Raw genomic sequence first — 13,333 nt, forward strand, 5'->3', positions numbered from 1 at the left:
GGGCGTAAGGGGGCGGAGGGGGTAGGGCTTTTGGGGGGCTTTTGCTGTTTCTTTGATCGGCGATGGCCCAGGGGGTAGGGCTTTTGGGGGGCTTTTGCTGTTTCTTTGATCGGCGATGGCCCTTGGGTGCAAAAAGCCACCGCCGCCCAAAGAAACAGCGACCAACCCCTTAGGGCCGCTATCCCTACCCCACCAACTCCTGATGCAACGCCAAATACTCCAACGCCAACTTATGCCTAGGATCCAGATGAATCATCGGCATCGCATGCTGATGCGACTCCCGGATCTTCACGGACGACGACAACCGTGAATTCAACACCGGCAACCCTTCGCTGACCAGTTCCTCCACCAGTTGCAACGGCAAGGTGGCGCGCGGCTGGAACTGGTTGATCACGATCCCTTCGACTTGCAGGTCCGCGTTGTGGTCGTGCTGGATCTCTTTCACGTTGTCGAGCAGCGTGTAGAGTGCGCGGCGGGAAAAGTCGTCGCAGTCGAATGGAATCAGGCAGCGCTGGACGGCAATCAGCGCGGAGCGGGTGTAGAAGTTCAGCGCGGGCGGGGTGTCGATGTAGATGGCGTCGTACGCCTCTTCCAGCTCGATCAGCGCGTCGCGCAGCTTGTAGATCTTGTAGCGGGATTCGAGCTTGCCGTGCAGCATATCGAGCTCGGGATGGGCGGGCATCACATCGAGGTTTTCGAACGGCGTGGCGTGGATGAACGCGGTGACATCCAGCGGCTTGAAGCTGTATGTGAGCGCGGTCTCGAAGAAGTTGGCCACCGTCGGGGTGGCCTCGGCGGCGTGCGCGCCGAGCAGGTACTGGCTGGAGTTGCCTTGCGCATCGAGGTCGATGACCAGGGTGCGCAGGCCTTCGCTGGCACTGATGGCCGCCAGGTTGCAGACGATGGTCGACTTACCGACTCCGCCTTTCTGATTGAATACGACGCGCCGCATTTGAGCCCTTGGAGGTGAACGTTCCAAAGGAGAGAGGATACCTCAGCAAGGTGTCATTTCAGCGGCCATGTCGTACGCCAGGCTATGTTTGTATCAGCCGCTTYTGSCGCGARATRCTCATCAGGATCCCGATSCCCATGCCYAGCGTCACCAGCGCCGTTCCCCCGTAGCTCAGCAGCGGCAACGGCACGCCCACCACGGGCAGGATGCCGCTCACCATGCCCATGTTCACAAAGGCGTAGGTGAAGAAGATCAGCGTGATCGACCCCGCCAGCAGCCGCGAGAACAGCGTCGGCGCGTTGGCCGCGATGTACAGCCCGCGGAAGATCAGCAGCAGGTAGAGCACCAGCAGCACGGCGTTGYCGATCAGTCCGAACTCTTCGGAGAACACCGCGAAGATGAAGTCGGTGTGCTTCTCGGGGATGAACTCGAGGTGCGTCTGCGTGCCCTTGAGCCAGCCTTTGCCGAACACGCCGCCGGAGCCGATGGCGATGATGGACTGGATGGTGTGGAAGCCCTTGCCGAGCGGGTCGGTGGTGGGGTCCAGCAGCGTGCAGATGCGGTGTTGCTGGTAGTCGTGCAGGATCGGCCAGTTCACGCCGGGAGCGCAGATATCGTGCTCGAAGCTGACCAGCGCGGTGATGGCGACCACCACGATGGCAAGCAGCGGCAGGATGATTTTCCACGACAGGCCGGCGAAATAGATCACGTAGAGGCCGGCTGCCATCACCAGCAGGCCGGTGCCTAGGTCGGGCTGCTTGGCGATCAGGCCCACGGGCACGCCGAGCAGCACCAGCGCCAGCACAAAGTCGAACCACCTGATCGAGCCCTCCCGCTTCTGGAAGTACCACGCCAGCATCAGCGGCATGGCGATCTTCATGATCTCGGAGGGCTGGATCACCATGCCGACGTAGAGCCAGCGCCGCGCGCCCTTGCGGATCAGGCCGAACATGGCCACCGCCACCAGCAGGGCCACGCCGACCGTATAGAGCGGCACTGCCACCCGCATCAGCGTCTGGGTTGGCAGGTAAGCGATGACCCACATCACCAGGTAGGACAGCAGGATGTTGCGCAACTGGTCCTCGACCCGGCCGGGCATGTCGATGGCGGCGGAGTAGAGCGCCACGATGCCGGTGGCGAACAGCAGGAAGACGATGAGCGCGAGTGGCTTGTCGAAGCCGGTCAGGGCCGTCTTGATGAACGATAGGACGCGGCGGCGATCCATGGCGCGTCTCCTTCAGCGTGAAGCGTTGCCGCCGGCCGCGGCGGGCGCGGTTGCCGGTTTGGCGCGGGGTTTCGAACTGGCGGGCGCCATGACGGGCGACGTGGCCGGAGCGGGGGGCGGTGCCGGGCGGCTGTGGCCGAGGGCCTGCGCCATGCGCTGGTCCAGCGTCTGCACTGCCGAGGCGGGCGGGATGGCGGCGGGGTCGATCACCGGCGCCACCACGGCAGAGGCGCCCGTGGCGGAAGCGCCGGCGCGGGCTGCCACCCGCGCTGCCGGCACGCTGGCGCCTTCGCTGGTGGCGGCGGCTTCGCTCGCGCCCATGACGGTGGCGCTGGCGATGCTGGCGGTGTGGCCGGTGGTAAACACGCTGGGCGTATCCACGGGCGGCTTGCCGCCGGCGCGTTCGGACGCGGGCGGGGCGATGTTCGCCAGTTCTTCCGGCCACTTGCCCGTCAAATAGTAATCCATCACCTTGCGTGCGATCGGCGCGGCCACGGCGCCGCCGAAGCCGGCGTTTTCCACGATCATCGCCAGCGCGATCTTCGGGTTGTCGGCGGGAGCGAACGCGGTATAGAGCGCGTGGTCGCGCTTGCGCTCGTCCAGCGCGTGGTGGTTGTACTTCTCGTTCTTGCCCATGGTGAAGGTCTGCGCCGTCCCGGTCTTGCCGGCGGACTCATAGGCGGCGCCGGCAAACGCGCGGGCGGCGGTGCCCGAGTGCGTCACGCCGACCATGGCGCGCTTGATCACGTCGATATCCGACTGCTTGAGCGGCAGGCGGTAGCTTTCCTTGGGCACGGTGAGCTCGCGCTCGCGGCTGACCGAATCCTCCACCGCTTTGACCAGGTGGGGCTTCATGGCGATGCCGTTGTTGACCAGGATGGAGGTGGCGTTGGCCAGCTGCAGGATGGTGAAGCTGTTGTAGCCCTGGCCGATCCCCAGCGAGATGGTCTCGCCGTCATACCATTTCTGCTGCTCGGGCTTGCGGTAGGCGCGGCGCTTCCAGTCGGTGGAGGGCAGGATCCCGCGGCTCTCGCCTTCGATGTCGATGCCGGTGATCTGGCCAAAGCCCAGCGGCTTCATGAAGTCGTGGATGCCGTTGACGCCCATGTCGCGCGCCAGCATGTAGTAATAGGTGTCGCACGACTGCACGATGGAGGCGTTCATGTCCACCCAGCCGTGGCCGCCTGGCTTGTCGTCGCGGAAGGTATGGTTGCCCAGCGTGAACGAGCCCGGATCGTGGAAGCCCCAGGCCGCCGTGCGCTTGCCGGTGGTGAGTGCCGCCAGCGCCATGAACGGCTTGTAGGTGGAGCCGGGCGGGTAGGTGCCGCGCAGCGGGCGGTTCAGCAGCGGCTTGTCGGGCGAGCCGTTGAGCTCATTCCAGGTATTKGTGTCGATGCCTTCGACGAACAGGTTGGGGTCGTAGGTCGGCTTGGAGACAAAGGCCAAGATGTCGCCCGTGGCCGGCTCGATCGCCACCAGCGCGCCGCGCTTGTCGCCAAAAAGCGCCTCGGCCAGTTGCTGCAGGCGGATGTCGAGCGACAGGATCAGGTTGTTGCCGGGCGTGGCGGGGGAGGTGGACAGCGTGCGGATGGGGCGTCCGCCCGCGCTTACTTCCACTTCCTCGAAACCGGTCAGGCCGTGCAGCTCGGTCTCGTAGCTTTGCTCGATGCCGATCTTGCCGATGTAGTTGGAGCCCTTGTAGTTGTCGGCGTCCTTGCGCGGATCGTATTTGGCGCCCTCGGCGCTGTTGGCCTCGTCCATGGCCTCGATGCGTTCCTGGTMGCGCTGCGAGATGCGGCCCAGGTAGCCGATCACGTGCGAGGCGGACTCGCCCATCGGGTACTGGCGGAACAGCCGGGCGCGCACGTCGACGCCAGGAAAGCGGAAGCGCTGGGCGGAGAAGCGCGCCACTTCCTCGTCGGTGAGCTGGCTGCGGATCGGCAGGCTTTCGAAGCTGCGCGACTCTTCCATCAGGCGCTTGAAGCGGCGGCGGTCGCGCGGCTGGATGTCGATCAGCTGGGCCAGTTCCTCGATGGTGTTGTCGAGCGTGTCGGACAGCTTGGACGGGGTGATTTCCAGCGTGTAGGCGGAGTAGTTGCGCGCCAGCACCACGCCGTTGCGGTCCATGATGATGCCGCGGTTGGGCTCGATCGGCGCCACCGAGATGCGGTTGTCCTCGGCCTTGGCCGAGTACTGGTCATGCTTGTACCACTGCAGCCACAGGAAACGGCTGAACAGCAGGCCGAAGCAGATCACGGCAAACAGGCCCGCCGCCGCTACGCGGATGCGGAAGCGGCCGAGCTCCTGTTCGACATTGCGTATTTCGGTCATGGTACTGCGTCAGCCTTGCGGTTTGCCGCGCCCCCCAGGGGGCGCGGCGGGACTTCGGTTGGGGTAAAGCGTCAGATTGGCCGGGTTTCGTCCACGTCGGCACTGCGGCGCTGCGGCGCGAGCAGCATGCCGGTGGCCAGCGGCCACAACAACGCTTCGATGCCGGGCGCCAGCAGCAATTGCCAGCCGGGCAGCGGCGCGCCCATGGCCAGGCGGATCAGCACCGGCACCGCGTGGGCGATAAACAGGAGCGGCAGCACGTGCAGCGCCTGGGTATAGACCGTGAACCACAGCACGCGGCGATGGATGGTGATGGCGAAGTACGCCAGCAGCGAGTAGGCCATGGCGTGCTCGCCCAGCAGGCGCGCGTCATGCACGTCCATCAGCAGGCCGAGCGCGAAGGCCACACCCATGCCGACCTTGCGCGGCTGGTGGATGTTCCAGAACACCAGCACCAGCGCCACCATGTCGGGCACCCACAGCGTGGTGCCCCAGGGCATCAGGTTGAACAGGAAGGCCAGCACGAAACTCAGCGCGATAAACACGGGGTTGACCGGGCGCAGCAGGTATTGGGGATTGGTCAACGCTTGGGCTCCTTGGCAGGGGCGGGCTTGTCGGCGGGCTTTTCCGCCGGCTTGTCAGCAGGCTTTGCGGCAGGTTTGTCGGCGGGCTTCTCGGCCGACCGCTCTCCTGAGCGTTCGGCATCCCGGACACCCGGGCGGTTCGCCCTGACGCTTCGCGCTTCCTTGGCGTCGCGTGGGCCGTCGATGGACTCGCGCGACGGCAACTGCGCTTCGTAGCGGATCACCAGCAACTGGCGGTGCGAACGCACGCCGGCCACCGGTTCGCAGTACACGCGCGAAAAGGCGGTATCGGCCTTGCGCTCGATCTGGACGATCTTGGCCACGGGCAGGCCTGGCGGGTAGGTGCCGTCCAGGCCGGAGGTCACCAGCAGGTCGCCCTGCTGCAGGTCGGCCGAGGCGGCCATGAAGCGCAGGTCGAGCAGGCCGGCGCGGGCGCCGCCAAAGGCCACGCTGCGCAAGCCGTTGCGCACTACCTGCACGGGAATGGCCTGCTCCTTGTCGGTCAGCAGCGTGACTTCCGACTGGAACGGCGAAACCCGCGTGATCTGGCCGATCACGCCGCGTTCGTCGATCACGGGGTAGCCCGCGCGCAGGCCATGCTGGCTGCCGCGGTCGATCACGATGCGCTGGCTGTAGGGGTCGCGGGCGTCGTACAGGATCTCGGCCGCCGTCACCGGCGTGGCCGACTGCTGCACCAGGCCAAGCAGCTTGCGCAGCTGGTTGTTCTCGGCTTCGAGCTGGGACTGGCGCACCGAACCCTCGGCCTCGGTCACCATGCGGCGCTTGAGGTCGCGGTTCYCGCTGGCGAGGGTGGCGGATGACTGGGCGTAGTCGAAGGTGGCGCGCAGCGCGTCGCGCGGCACCAGCACCGTGCGTTCCACCGGCATCAGCACGGTGGCGGCAACCTGGCGGACCACGCGCAGGGCGTCAAAGCGCGCATCAACGATGAGCAGCGCCAGCGCGATCGTCACATAGAAGACGAGGCGCGCAACGGCGGAAGTGCCCTGCTTGAAGAGCGGCGGCGGAGTGTAATCCATTTACCCGTGCGCTGGCAGAAAGGTCCCCCGGTGCCACAGGCACGACCGCGCCGCGGCACGCCAGCCGGAGTGGCTGGGGCGTCGCGGCGCGGTGTGGTGCACGGGGACTGGCGGGGTCGGGAGGGTAGCGCGGCAAGGCGCTGCCCCGACCAGGTAGTCCGGCAGGCCGCGTCGCGCCACGTGCGAATCCTCTGCTTACGCTTTATTCGTAAGAAAAGATGCTGCCGAGCTTGTCCATGCGCTCGAGCGCCATGCCGGAGCCGCGCACCACGCAGGTCAGCGGGTCTTCGGCGACCAGCACCGGCAGGCCGGTTTCCTCGGCCAGCAGGCGATCCAGGTCGCGCAGCAGCGCGCCGCCGCCGGTCAGCATCATGCCGCGCTCGGCGATGTCCGCGCCGAGCTCCGGCGGGGTCTGTTCCAGCGCGATCTTGACGGCCGACACGATCTGGTTGAGCGGATCGGTCAGGGCTTCCAGGATTTCGTTGGAYGACACCGTGAAGGCACGCGGAATGCCTTCAGACAGGTTGCGGCCCTTGACTTCCATTTCGCGGACTTCGGAGCCGGGGAAAGCCGAACCGATGGCCTTCTTGATGGCTTCGGCGGTCTGCTCGCCGATCAGCATGCCGTAGTTGCGGCGGATGTAGTTGACGATGGCTTCGTCGAACTTGTCGCCGCCCACGCGCACCGAGCCCTTGTAGACCATGCCGCCCAGCGAGATGATGCCCACCTCGGTGGTGCCGCCGCCGATATCCACCACCATCGAGCCCGACGGCTCCGACACGGGCAGGCCGGCGCCGATCGCGGCCGACATCGGCTCCTCGATCAGGTACACCTGGCTGGCGCCGGCGCCCAGCGCCGATTCGCGGATGGCGCGGCGCTCGACCTGGGTCGAGCCGCAGGGCACGCAGATGATGATGCGCGGCGAGGGGCGCAGCAGCTTGGTGTCGTGCACCATCTTGATGAACTGCTTGAGCATCTGCTCGGTGACCGTGAAGTCGGCGATCACGCCGTCTTTCATCGGGCGGATCGCTTCGATGTTGCCCGGCACCTTGCCCAGCATCTGCTTGGCTTCCTTGCCCACCGCCTGGATCGTCTTCTTGGCGTTGGGTCCGCCTTCCTGGCGGATGGCGACCACGGACGGCTCGTCAAGGACGATGCCCTTGTCACGCATATAGATCAGGGTGTTGGCGGTGCCGAGGTCGATCGCGAGATCGTTGGAGAAGTAGCTGCGGAGAAATCCGAACATCAGGAATCCTGTTTTCTGGTGGTTCGCGAGTATGCGAAGTGGCCGGCGCCGCTGCGGGGCCAGCCACGATATTCATAGCGACGGGTAGTATTAAGGCCCCCGGCCGTCCGGTGGGGCCGGCGCCGTTGCCAGTCCGCGTTGTCATCCGCTGCGAACTGCCAGGGCCAGGGCCGCCAGCCAAGGCCGCTTTGCCAGGTGGCGAAAGCAGCCTCTACGGGAACCTTTGATTAGACCACGCGCGAAAGTTCGGTGGAACGGCGCCGCAATTACAAATTAATTGCTGGCGGGGGCGGCCTAATCGGAGGAACCTGTCTGTCATCCCTTGGGGGCCTTCAAGCCTGCGCCGGCGCGGGCCACGCGGCCAGTGCAGGCTGGCCCGGGTGCCGGAGTACGCCGCCGGGCGTCCCGCCGGTGTGTCCCGCCGGTGTGTACCGCCGGTGTGTACCGAAATGCTCCGGAGGAGGCGGTTTTGCACCAATGTGACGAAGGCGCGGCCAAAGGATGGCAACGCGCAATGATACCTTATAATTCCCCCTGTTTCGGGGGCTTCTTCCTCGAAAAAACCTGTAACTTTGACGATTCCCGGGCGCTCCCGGCAGCACTTGCCCGGCCCGCCCCGGCCGCGCCCGCATCGCCTTTCGCACCGACCCCAAGCCATGGCTCTCGACCTATCCGACGTCAAGCGCATCGCCCACCTTGCCCGCATCGAAATCAACGATGCCGAGGCTGGGCAGACGCTTGTGCAGCTTAATCAATTCTTCTCCCTGGTCGAACAGATGCAGGCGGTCGACACCACCGGCATCGTGCCGCTGGCCCACCCGCTGTCCGCGGTGCGCGAGATGTCGCAGCGGCTGCGCGACGACGTGGTCACCGAGCCCAGCCGCCGCGAGGACTACCAGCGTCCCGCCCCGGCCACCGAAGGCGGCCTCTACCTGGTGCCCAAGGTCATCGAATAAAGGTCAGACGCACCCCGGCCCTCGACCCAGCGGCTGCGCCGCGCCGCCTCCAGGCCGCGCCGGCAGCCATCACCTGCCAAGCCAAACCGACCGACATGCCCTTTTCCGCAACTTCCGTGACCTCCCTGCGCGAGCTTTCCGACGCGCTGGCGGCACGCTCCGTCTCCGCCGAAGAACTGGCGCGTGATTACCTGGCCCGCATCGAGCAGGCCGGCGCGCTCAACGCCTTTGTCGACGTCAACCCCGAACTCACCCTGGCGCAGGCCCGCGCCGCCGACGCGCGCCGCGCGCGCGGCGAAGCCGGCCCGCTGACCGGCGTGCCGATCGCCCACAAGGACGTATTCGTCACCCGTGGCTGGCGCGCCACGGCGGGCTCGCGCATGCTGGCCAACTACGAAAGCCCGTTCGACGCGGCCGTGGTCGAGCGCCTCGCCGCCGCCGGCATGGTCACGCTGGGCAAGACCAATATGGACGAGTTTGCGATGGGCTCGTCCAACGAGAACTCGCACTTCGGCCCGGTCAGGAACCCCTGGGACGCCAGCCGCGTGCCGGGCGGCTCCTCGGGCGGCTCGGCCGCCGCCGTGGCCGCCGGCCTGGCGCCTGCCGCCACCGGCACCGACACCGGCGGCTCGATCCGCCAGCCGGCCTCGTTCTCCGGCATCACCGGCATCAAGCCTACCTATGGCCGCGTGTCGCGCTACGGCATGATCGCCTTCGCCTCCTCGCTCGACCAGGGCGGCCCGATGGCGCACACCGCCGAGGATTGCGCCATGCTGCTGGGCGGCATGGCCGGCTTCGACGAGCGCGACTCCACCAGCGTCGCGCCCGCCCTGGGCGGCGTCGACGAGGACTACACCCGCCTGCTGGGCCAGGCGCGGGTCGGCGCCAGCGCCAGCAAGCCGCTGTCAGGGCTGCGCATCGGCCTGCCCAAGGAGTATTTCGGCAAGGGCCTGGCAGCGGACGTGGAGCAAGCCGTGCGCGCGGCGCTTGCCGAGTACGAAAAGCTGGGCGCCACGCTGGTCGAGGTGTCGCTGCCCAAGACCGAGCTGTCGATCCCCGTGTACTACGTGATCGCGCCGGCCGAGGCATCGTCCAACCTGTCGCGCTTTGACGGCGTGCGCTTTGGCCATCGCGCCGCCGAATACCGCGACCTGATGGACATGTACAAGAAGACCCGCGCCGAAGGCTTCGGCCCCGAGGTCAAGCGCCGCATCATGGTGGGCGCCTATGTGCTGTCGCACGGCTACTACGACGCCTATTACCTGCAGGCACAAAAGATCCGCCGCATCATCGCTGACGATTTCCAGCGCGCCTTCACCCAATGCGACGTGATCATGGGCCCGGTGGCGCCCACGGTGGCGTGGAAGCTCGGCGAGAAGAGCGCGGACCCGGTGCAGATGTACCTGGCCGACATCTTCACGCTGTCGACCAGCCTGGCCGGCCTGCCCGGCATGAGTGTGCCCTGCGGGCTGGGCGAGGGCGGCATGCCGGTTGGCCTGCAGCTGATCGGCAACTACTTTGGCGAGGCCGAGCTGCTGCAAACGGCGCACGCCTTCCAGCAGGCAACGGACTGGCATCTGCGCCGGCCCGCGCAGGCATGAACGCAGCGCGCTGGCTGTCCCGCATCGTGCTCGGCATCGGGCTGGCCGCCGCACTGGCGGCCTGCATCCCGCTGCCGCGCTTTGGCGGCAAGCCCCCGCCGATTGCCAGCCGCGACATCGACCTCGCCGGCGATTGCCGCCGCACCGAGGAAGACGGCTTTCGCGAGGATGCGCAAGTGCGCGTGGCGGCCAACACCGTGCAGCAGCTGTCATGGAAGCTGTGGGTGGGCAAGCGCGGCTCGTGCAGCTTCAACCTGGCCGAATTCCGCCAGACCCAGAAGAAGCCGCATATCGAGCTGCGCGCCAACGACGGCAGCGCCTGCAAGCTGATGATCTGGCAGGATCCGCGCCGGGTCACGCTCGCGCACGCCAATTGCGAAGCGCGTTGCTCGCCGGGCATCTATGAAGAAGCCTGGCCGGTGATGTTCGAGCCTGGCGGTGGCGGCTGCGCGCAGACCCGATGAACCCGCTCGACGCCATGTCCCAAGCCGCCCACGGTTGCATCGCCGCTCGCCTGAAGGCCTTCAGCCTGGGCGCGTGCGCCTTGCTGCTGGYAAGCCACGCCGTGCTGGCGCAGGCTTCCACGCCGGCGGCCGGAGAGCGCGCCATGCCGGCGGCGCAGACGGTGCGTTTCCCGGGCGCCGACGGCGGCCAGCCGCTCAGCGGCTACTGGTTCGTGCCGCAGCGCAGCGCCGCGGCCTCGGTTCCGGCCGTACGCGTGGTGATTGCGCTGCACGGCTGCGGCGGCCTGCACCGCAGTGGCGGCGCGGATGCGGCAGCGCTCCAGAGCCGTTACCGCGAATACGTGCAGTGGCTGACCGCGCGCGGCTACGCGGTGCTGCTGCCCGACAGTTTCGGCCCGCGCGGCAAACCGGACGGCATCTGCACCGAACGCCTGGACAGCCGCGACATCGACGACGCCACGCGGCGCGGCGATGTGCTGGCGGCGCTGCAGTGGCTCGCGCGGCAGCCCGGCGTGGACACCGAGCATATCGTGCTGCTGGGCTGGTCTAATGGCGCGCAGGCAGTGCTCAGCGCCATCGACGCCAGCCGCGACTGGCCGGCGGGCGCACCGGCGATCGAGCGCGCCGTGGCTTTTTACCCGGGCTGCAAGAGCGCGGTGCAGCGGCATGAGTACCGCCTGCGCACGCCCCTGCTGCTGCTGACCGGCGGCGCCGACGACTGGACCCCCGCCACCCGCTGCGCCATGCTGCGCGAGGCGGTCGCGGCGCGCCAGCCGGATGCGCGTTTTCGCCTGGAGATCTACCCCGGCGCGTATCACGGCTTTGACGGCACCGAGCCGCTGCGGGTGCGGCGCGATGTGCCTAATGGCTCGCGTTACGGCCAGGGCGTGACCGTGGGCGGCGACCCGATCTCGCGCGATGCGGCGCTGGCGCAACTGGATTCATGGCTGGCCAGCCCGAATCCATGAAAGAACACGTAGCCATCCATCGCTATCTATAGCCACACGTAGCAAACAAGTAGCAACATATACAGCACACGAACAGGAATACCGCCATGCAATGGGAAGTGGTGATCGGCCTCGAGACGCACACGCAGTTGTCGACGGCCTCCAAGATTTTTTCCGGTACCTCCACCGCCTTCGGCGCGGCGCCGAACACGCAAGCCTCGCCGGTTGATCTGGCGCTGCCCGGCGTGTTGCCGGTGCTTAACCGCGGCGCGGTCGAGTGCGCCATCCAGTTCGGCCTGGCGATCGGCGCCACCATCGCGCCGCGCAGCATCTTCGCGCGCAAGAATTACTTCTACCCCGACCTGCCCAAGGGTTACCAGATCAGCCAGTACGAGCTGCCGGTGGTGCAGGGCGGCAGCATCAGCATCCAGGTCGAAGGCAAGAAGGGCGAAACCTACGAAAAGACCGTGCAACTCACGCGCGCCCACCTCGAGGAAGACGCCGGCAAGTCGCTGCACGAAGATTTCGCGGGCATGACCGGCATCGACCTGAACCGCGCCGGCACGCCGCTGCTGGAGATCGTCACCGAGCCCGACATGCGCAGCTCGGCCGAGGCCGTGGCCTACGCCAAGGCCCTGCACGCGCTGGTGATGTGGCTGGGCATTTGCGATGGCAACATGCAGGAAGGCAGCTTCCGCTGCGACGCCAACGTGTCGGTGCGCCCCTACGGCAGCCCCAAGCTGGGCACGCGCCGCGAGATCAAGAACCTGAACTCGTTCCGCTTCCTGCAACAGGCCATCGATTACGAAGTGCAATGGCAGATCGCCGAGATCGAGGACGGCCGCGAAATCCAGCAGGCCACCGTGCTGTTCGACCCGGACACCGGCGAGACGCGCGCCATGCGCACCAAGGAAGACGCGCACGATTACCGCTACTTCCCCGACCCCGACCTGCTGCCGCTGGAGATCGACGCCGCCTGGATCGCGCGCGTGAAGTCCCAGCTGCCGGAGCTGCCGGTGKCCATGCAAGCGCGCCTGGTGTCGCAATACGGCTTGTCCGCCTACGACGCCAGCGTGCTGACCGCCTCCAAGTCGCTCGCGAACTATTTCGAGGCGGTGGTCGCTGAAGCTGGCGCGGCCAATGCCAAGCCGGCTGCCAACTGGCTGATGGGCGACGTGTCGTCGCTGCTCAACCGCGAAGGCATCGCGCTGGAAGCCGCCCCGGTCAAGCCGGCCCAGCTGGCCAAGCTGCTGGTGCGCATTGCCGACGGCACGGTGTCCAACAACACCGCCAAGAAGGATGTCTTCCCAGCCATGTGGGCGGGCGAGGAAGGTGCCGACGCCGACGCCATCATCGCGGCCAAGGGCCTCAAGCAGATGTCCGACTCGGGCGAGCTGGAAAAGATCATCGACGACGTGCTGGCTGCCAATGCGAAGTCGGTGGAGGAATTCCGCGCCGGCAAGGAGAAGGCGTTCAATGCGCTGGTGGGGCAGGCGATGAAGGCCACCAAGGGTAAGGGGAATCCTGCTCAGGTGAATGAGTTGTTGAAGAGGAAGTTGGGGGCGTAAGGGGGCGGAGGGGGTAGGGCTTTTGGGGGGCTTTTGCTGTTTCTTTAGGCGGCGTTGGTTTTTGTACCCAAGGGCCKTACGACATCGCYCTGGGGGGTTGGTCGGTGTTTATTTCATCGGCGTTGGCCTTTGGACCCAAGTGCCATACGACATCCCCCTGCGGGGGCTGCCGGTCACTTTTCTTTGACCGGCAAAGAAAACTAACGAAAAGAAAGCCGCCCTGCCGGGAGCCGAGCAATCAGGCTGTTTGGGCCTCGGTGGTTGCGTCGTACGGCCCGGAGTGTTGGCTGGCGTATCCTACCGGCCCGAAGGACATCGAAACCGCAGGGCCTGTCAGAAATTTTGTGTTTAGGGCATAACATGTCGCCAAGGAGCATGTATGCCACGCAAGACGAAGACCAGCCAAGCCGCAGACCGTGAAC

At 66.6% G+C, this 13,333-nt stretch carries 11 protein-coding genes; 5 read left to right on the forward strand and 6 right to left on the reverse strand.

The window, feature by feature from the left end; all coding sequences use genetic code 11:
• Window positions 1-184: 184 nt before the first annotated feature.
• The 6 genes from AC1DS3_RS25550 to AC1DS3_RS25575 form a co-directional block, all read right to left on the reverse strand.
• Window positions 185-952, reverse strand: a complete 768-nt coding sequence (locus tag AC1DS3_RS25550; protein ID WP_441640162.1) for a ParA family protein — start codon at window positions 950-952, stop codon at window positions 185-187.
• Window positions 953-1,034: 82 nt separating this feature from the next.
• Window positions 1,035-2,177 carry a rod shape-determining protein RodA gene (rodA, locus tag AC1DS3_RS25555; protein WP_477128212.1) on the reverse strand — a complete coding sequence of 381 codons (1,143 nt, stop codon included), beginning with the start codon at window positions 2,175-2,177 and terminating at the stop codon, window positions 1,035-1,037.
• Between the two features lie 12 nt (window positions 2,178-2,189).
• Window positions 2,190-4,508, reverse strand: a complete 2,319-nt coding sequence (gene mrdA, locus AC1DS3_RS25560) for a penicillin-binding protein 2 (protein ID WP_477128213.1) — start codon at window positions 4,506-4,508, stop codon at window positions 2,190-2,192.
• A 71-nt stretch (window positions 4,509-4,579) separates the two neighbouring features.
• A complete protein-coding gene (gene mreD, locus AC1DS3_RS25565; protein ID WP_441640159.1) occupies window positions 4,580-5,092 on the reverse strand; it encodes a rod shape-determining protein MreD in 513 nt (170 codons plus the stop codon).
• Complete coding sequence (mreC, locus tag AC1DS3_RS25570; protein WP_477128214.1) at window positions 5,089-6,129, reverse strand: rod shape-determining protein MreC; 1,041 nt, start codon at window positions 6,127-6,129, stop codon at window positions 5,089-5,091. Before mreC ends, mreD begins: the two co-directional genes overlap by 4 nt.
• Before the next feature lie 202 nt (window positions 6,130-6,331).
• Window positions 6,332-7,375: a rod shape-determining protein gene (locus tag AC1DS3_RS25575; protein WP_035859663.1), complete on the reverse strand. Its 1,044-nt coding sequence runs from the start codon at window positions 7,373-7,375 to the stop codon at window positions 6,332-6,334.
• 656 nt (window positions 7,376-8,031) lie between these two features.
• Between AC1DS3_RS25575 and gatC the strand changes: the two genes are divergently transcribed.
• From gatC to gatB, 5 genes are all read left to right on the forward strand, one after another.
• Window positions 8,032-8,331, forward strand: coding sequence for an Asp-tRNA(Asn)/Glu-tRNA(Gln) amidotransferase subunit GatC (gene gatC / locus AC1DS3_RS25580; RefSeq protein WP_441640157.1), 300 nt, complete (start codon window positions 8,032-8,034; stop codon window positions 8,329-8,331).
• 95 nt (window positions 8,332-8,426) lie between these two features.
• Window positions 8,427-9,932, forward strand: a complete 1,506-nt coding sequence (gene gatA / locus AC1DS3_RS25585) for an Asp-tRNA(Asn)/Glu-tRNA(Gln) amidotransferase subunit GatA (protein ID WP_441640156.1) — start codon at window positions 8,427-8,429, stop codon at window positions 9,930-9,932.
• A complete protein-coding gene (locus AC1DS3_RS25590; RefSeq protein WP_441640155.1) occupies window positions 9,929-10,396 on the forward strand; it encodes a hypothetical protein in 468 nt (155 codons plus the stop codon). The genes gatA and AC1DS3_RS25590 overlap by 4 nt, the downstream gene beginning before the upstream one ends.
• Window positions 10,393-11,364 (forward strand): dienelactone hydrolase family protein, encoded by a 972-nt coding sequence (locus AC1DS3_RS25595; RefSeq protein WP_477128215.1) that lies wholly within the window; start codon window positions 10,393-10,395, stop codon window positions 11,362-11,364. Before AC1DS3_RS25590 ends, AC1DS3_RS25595 begins: the two co-directional genes overlap by 4 nt.
• 86 nt (window positions 11,365-11,450) lie before the next feature.
• Window positions 11,451-12,911: an Asp-tRNA(Asn)/Glu-tRNA(Gln) amidotransferase subunit GatB gene (gatB, locus tag AC1DS3_RS25600; RefSeq protein WP_477128216.1), complete on the forward strand. Its 1,461-nt coding sequence runs from the start codon at window positions 11,451-11,453 to the stop codon at window positions 12,909-12,911.
• Window positions 12,912-13,333: the final 422 nt, after the last annotated feature.

The sequence above is a fragment of the Cupriavidus sp. 01L46 genome, assembly GCF_056399905.1.